The organism is Acinetobacter sp. CIP 101934, from assembly GCF_000369585.1.
Lineage (GTDB): Bacteria > Pseudomonadota > Gammaproteobacteria > Pseudomonadales > Moraxellaceae > Acinetobacter > Acinetobacter schindleri.
Genome location: NZ_KB850104.1, coordinates 1 through 3,821, shown reverse-complemented (window position 1 = coordinate 3,821; position 3,821 = coordinate 1). Strand labels below are relative to the sequence as shown.

At 31.1% G+C, this 3,821-nt stretch carries 3 protein-coding genes; all 3 read left to right on the top strand.

The window, feature by feature from the left end; all coding sequences use genetic code 11:
• The first annotated feature begins 182 nt into the window (after nt 1–182).
• From F899_RS15115 to F899_RS15105, 3 genes are read left to right on the top strand one after another with little or no spacing between them, the layout of a single operon-like run.
• Nucleotides 183–2,210, top strand: coding sequence for a hypothetical protein (locus tag F899_RS15115; protein WP_005108953.1), 2,028 nt, complete (start codon nt 183–185; stop codon nt 2,208–2,210).
• On the top strand, nt 2,201–3,382 hold the full coding sequence (locus F899_RS15110) for a DUF3800 domain-containing protein (protein WP_005108954.1): 1,182 nt from the start codon (nt 2,201–2,203) through the stop codon (nt 3,380–3,382). Before F899_RS15115 ends, F899_RS15110 begins: the two co-directional genes overlap by 10 nt.
• Before the next feature lie 57 nt (nt 3,383–3,439).
• Nucleotides 3,440–3,730, top strand: a complete 291-nt coding sequence (locus F899_RS15105; RefSeq protein ID WP_005108955.1) for a hypothetical protein — start codon at nt 3,440–3,442, stop codon at nt 3,728–3,730.
• Nucleotides 3,731–3,821 lie beyond the last annotated feature (91 nt).

Below are 3,821 nucleotides of genomic sequence, written 5' to 3'. Positions count from 1 at the left end.
GGTGAAGTGTGTCTAATCAACAGGGTTTTCGGTCTCTAAGCACTTTTAAAAAGGAACTTCATCGACTCAAATCTCTATTTGCAACAGTGCCAGCAAAATTGAATAGTGTTAAGCTTATAGAATTATTAGAATAGAAATTATTAAAACTCTTTTTTACAACACATAAAATTTAGGATACAGCAATGGCAATTAATACATCACTTGAAGGGAGATTGAGAAATACTACTCTGCCATACAATCAATGTTTAATGCCATTATTTGAAGCCGTAGTGAATTCAATACACTCTATAGATGAATGCACAAATAATATCGATCCTTCTATAAAAATCTATATTGATCGTAATATTCAAAGCACACTAGCACAAGACACTACAGTTGAAAACAATTCACCTATTTATGGTTTTACAATCATTGATAATGGGGTCGGATTTAATGAGGTTAATATGAACTCATTTGAAACTTTAGACAGTGAATATAAAGCAAAGAAAGGATGCCGAGGTGTAGGTCGTTTAATGTGGCTAAAAGCTTTCACTAATGTATCAGTCGAAAGTAATTTTATAGATTTAAAAAATGAAGCACAAAAGAGAAAATTCCACTTTAATAAGAAAAATGGAATTTATCTTTCATCAACAAATGTAATAGAAAAAACAGAAGCTCTGTGTACAACCATTAAACTTGAAGATTTTATCGATAAATATGAAAAAAGATCACCTAAATCTTGTAGTGCAATCGCAAACCATATCCTAGAACATTGTTTGTGGTACTTTGTCAGAGAAGGTGGAGCTCCAAATATAACTATCTATGATCAAGATGAAACTATTAATTTAAATGAATTATTTGATACACAAATGTTTGAATCTGCCTGCCCAGAAAGTTTTGAAGTTTCGGGCATTAAATTTGAACTTCTACACATTAAATTGAAATCAAAAACTCGCCCCCCGTGTATTGCTTGGTGTGCTGCAGGACGAGTTGTTAAAGAAGAAAATCTGATAGGAAAAATTGCAGGTTTACATGGAAAAATTCAACACACAAATGGTGACTTTACATACTGTTGCTATCTAACATCTACATATCTTGATGATGTTGTCAGACCTGAACGAATAGACTTCAATCTCGATCAAGACGAAACCGATTTATACTCGAACGCTATAAATGAAGTTCAAATTCGTGAAACTGTGTACTCGAAAATCACAGCTCATCTCAACGAGTTTTTAATTCAGTATAAAGAGTTAGGTCGTCAAAGAGTGAACAACTATGTTTCAACTAAAGCTCCTCGCTATAAATCAATTTTAAAATATATTCCGAACGAAGTTTTTTTTGTTAATCCAGAAATTTCTGACAAAGAATTAGATTTACTTTTACATAAATATTTGAGTGATATTGAAAGCCAAATTCTTTCTCAAGGACATGATCTTATTGAAGATGTGGATAAACAAGAGAAAGACATTCAATCTCGAATTACTGATTATATGCAAAAGGTAGATGATATAAAGAAATCTGACCTAGCTGGTTATGTTTGCAATCGTAAAGTAGTTTTAGACATCCTTGAAAAAGCAATCCAACGGGGAGCCGATGGTAAGTATTCAAGAGAGGATTTAATCCACCAACTTATAATGCCTATGCGTCAAACTTCCGAAGATATTGGTTTAGATAAATGTAATCTATGGCTAATAGATGAGAGATTAGCATTCCATGATTATTTGGCTTCAGATAAAACATTGTCCTCAATGCCTATTACAGACTCAAATGAAAATAAAGAACCTGATCTTTGCGTATTGAATGTATATGACGAACCCCTTCTTATATCAGAAGGTAAAAAACTACCTTTAGCATCTTTAACAATTGTCGAAATTAAACGCCCTATGCGTAATGATGTTAAAAGTGGCGAAGATAAAGATCCTATAGAGCAAGTATTTGGTTATTTACGTCGTATAAGAAATGGAAAAGCTAATACTGCTACAGGAAGACCTATTCCTGACTCTAAAGATGTGCCAGGTTTTTGTTATGTAATCTGTGATTTGACACCAAGTATGAGTGACAGATGTAAAGAAATCCATGATCTTACTGAAACCTCCGACAAGCTAGGTTTTTTTGGTTATAAGAAAAACTTGAACTGCTATATTGAGGTTATTTCTTTTGATAGATTAGTTAATTCTGCAAAAGAGCGGAATAGAGCTTTCTTCGATAAACTAGGTTTACCATGCAATTAAATAATGATTTAAACAATATGCAAATCTACTGTGATGAATCAGGTTTTACAGGAAATAGGTTATTAGATGCAGATCAGCCAATTTTTACATTTGCATCTGTAGCCTCAAATGAAGAAGAAGCTCAATTTATTGTAGAAAAAATCATCAAGGATTATGGAATTCAAAATGGTGAAATTAAATCGGGAAATCTAGTAAAAAATCCGAAAGGTTTAAGAGCACTTGATGAGATCCTAGAAATCTTAGACGGAAGATATAAGATATGCATTTGTGACAAAAAATATACTATCGCTGGTAAATTCTTTGAATATATTTTTGAACCTGCTTTAGCAGCAAAAAATTCTATTTTTTATAGAATGAATTTTCACAGATTTATTACTAATTATCTTCATTTAAAATTAGTTACTCAAGATAAATCAGCTGAAGTTATTTTTGAAGAATTTTATAAGGTTATGAAAGAAGGAGTAGATACGCCTACAAAATCTTTATTTCAAATAATTAACAACCAATCAGATCTAGTTTTAGATCAAATTCAAAAGTTTGCTCATTATAATAAAGACTCCTTTTTATCTGAAATGGATGGTTATTTAGGAGAAGGTTCAGGAAAATGGATTCTAGATATCACAACTACATGCTTATTTAGTAGTTTAGGAAAATGGGGACAGAAAATTGATATATTGGATGTTTATTGTGATTCCTCAAAGCCATTAAATGCCAATCAAGAAATTTTTAATAGTATGGTTGGAAGAACTGAAAGAAAATCTCAAATTTATGAACAATTTAACCTAGAACTACCTCTTACATTTAATTTAAAACAACCTATACAAATGGTAGATTCTAAAAGTTTTTACGGCATTCAATTAGCAGACGCTATTGCAGGTAGCTTTAATTATGCATATAAAAACATTGAAGATAAACAAAATACATTTGCCCTAAAATGGATGAATAAAATCTTTCAAGATGAAAGTATTTTAGCGACTTATTTAGGCGGTGATTATGAATATGCCAATATTAATAACGCCAGTGCCATGTTGAACTGGCTAACTCTAAATCATATAGTCCAAAAGTGTGATAATGGATTACCAATTTTAGATAATATTAGTGATGAGATTCTTTCCTTAAGACAGCTTATGTTGTTAAATCCCCCTCCAAATGTAAAAGTGTGGAATATATAAAATAGACAAAATTATTTTTATAAAAATTTTCCAAGCACTTTAATTTGAGTCACATAGATGAAAATCAGCAACAATCTTCTTAACAATAATTTATGGCGAAGAATAGAACGTATTAAAAATCTTTCAGACAGATATAAAACAGCTGCTGAATATAGACTAAAAGATATTTCTCATGAAAAACCTGTCGGAATAAAAATTTCAAGTAACAAACTAACCATTAAACTTCAATATACCTTTGAAAAATTTGAAATTATTAACAAGGCACTCATAAAAAAATTTAGTAAACTAGACTCTTTTTCTAACTTCGAAAGGTTAGTTGAAAGTGAAAATATACTAGATCATCGGTAAGCGTCCGCTGAGCCCCACTTTTTCTAACTCATTAATACCGCGATAGTGTCCACTAAATTTTAAGTGGACACCTATTTATGGATTTAAAGAC

Excerpts from the sequence above, each read along its gene's own strand:
- F899_RS15115 (WP_005108953.1), top strand. The coding sequence starts at position 183 with ATGGCAATTAATACATCACTTGAAGGGAGATTGAGAAATACTACTCTG.
- F899_RS15110 (WP_005108954.1), top strand. The coding sequence starts at position 2,201 with ATGCAATTAAATAATGATTTAAACAATATGCAAATCTACTGTGATGAA.
- F899_RS15105 (WP_005108955.1), top strand. The coding sequence starts at position 3,440 with ATGAAAATCAGCAACAATCTTCTTAACAATAATTTATGGCGAAGAATA.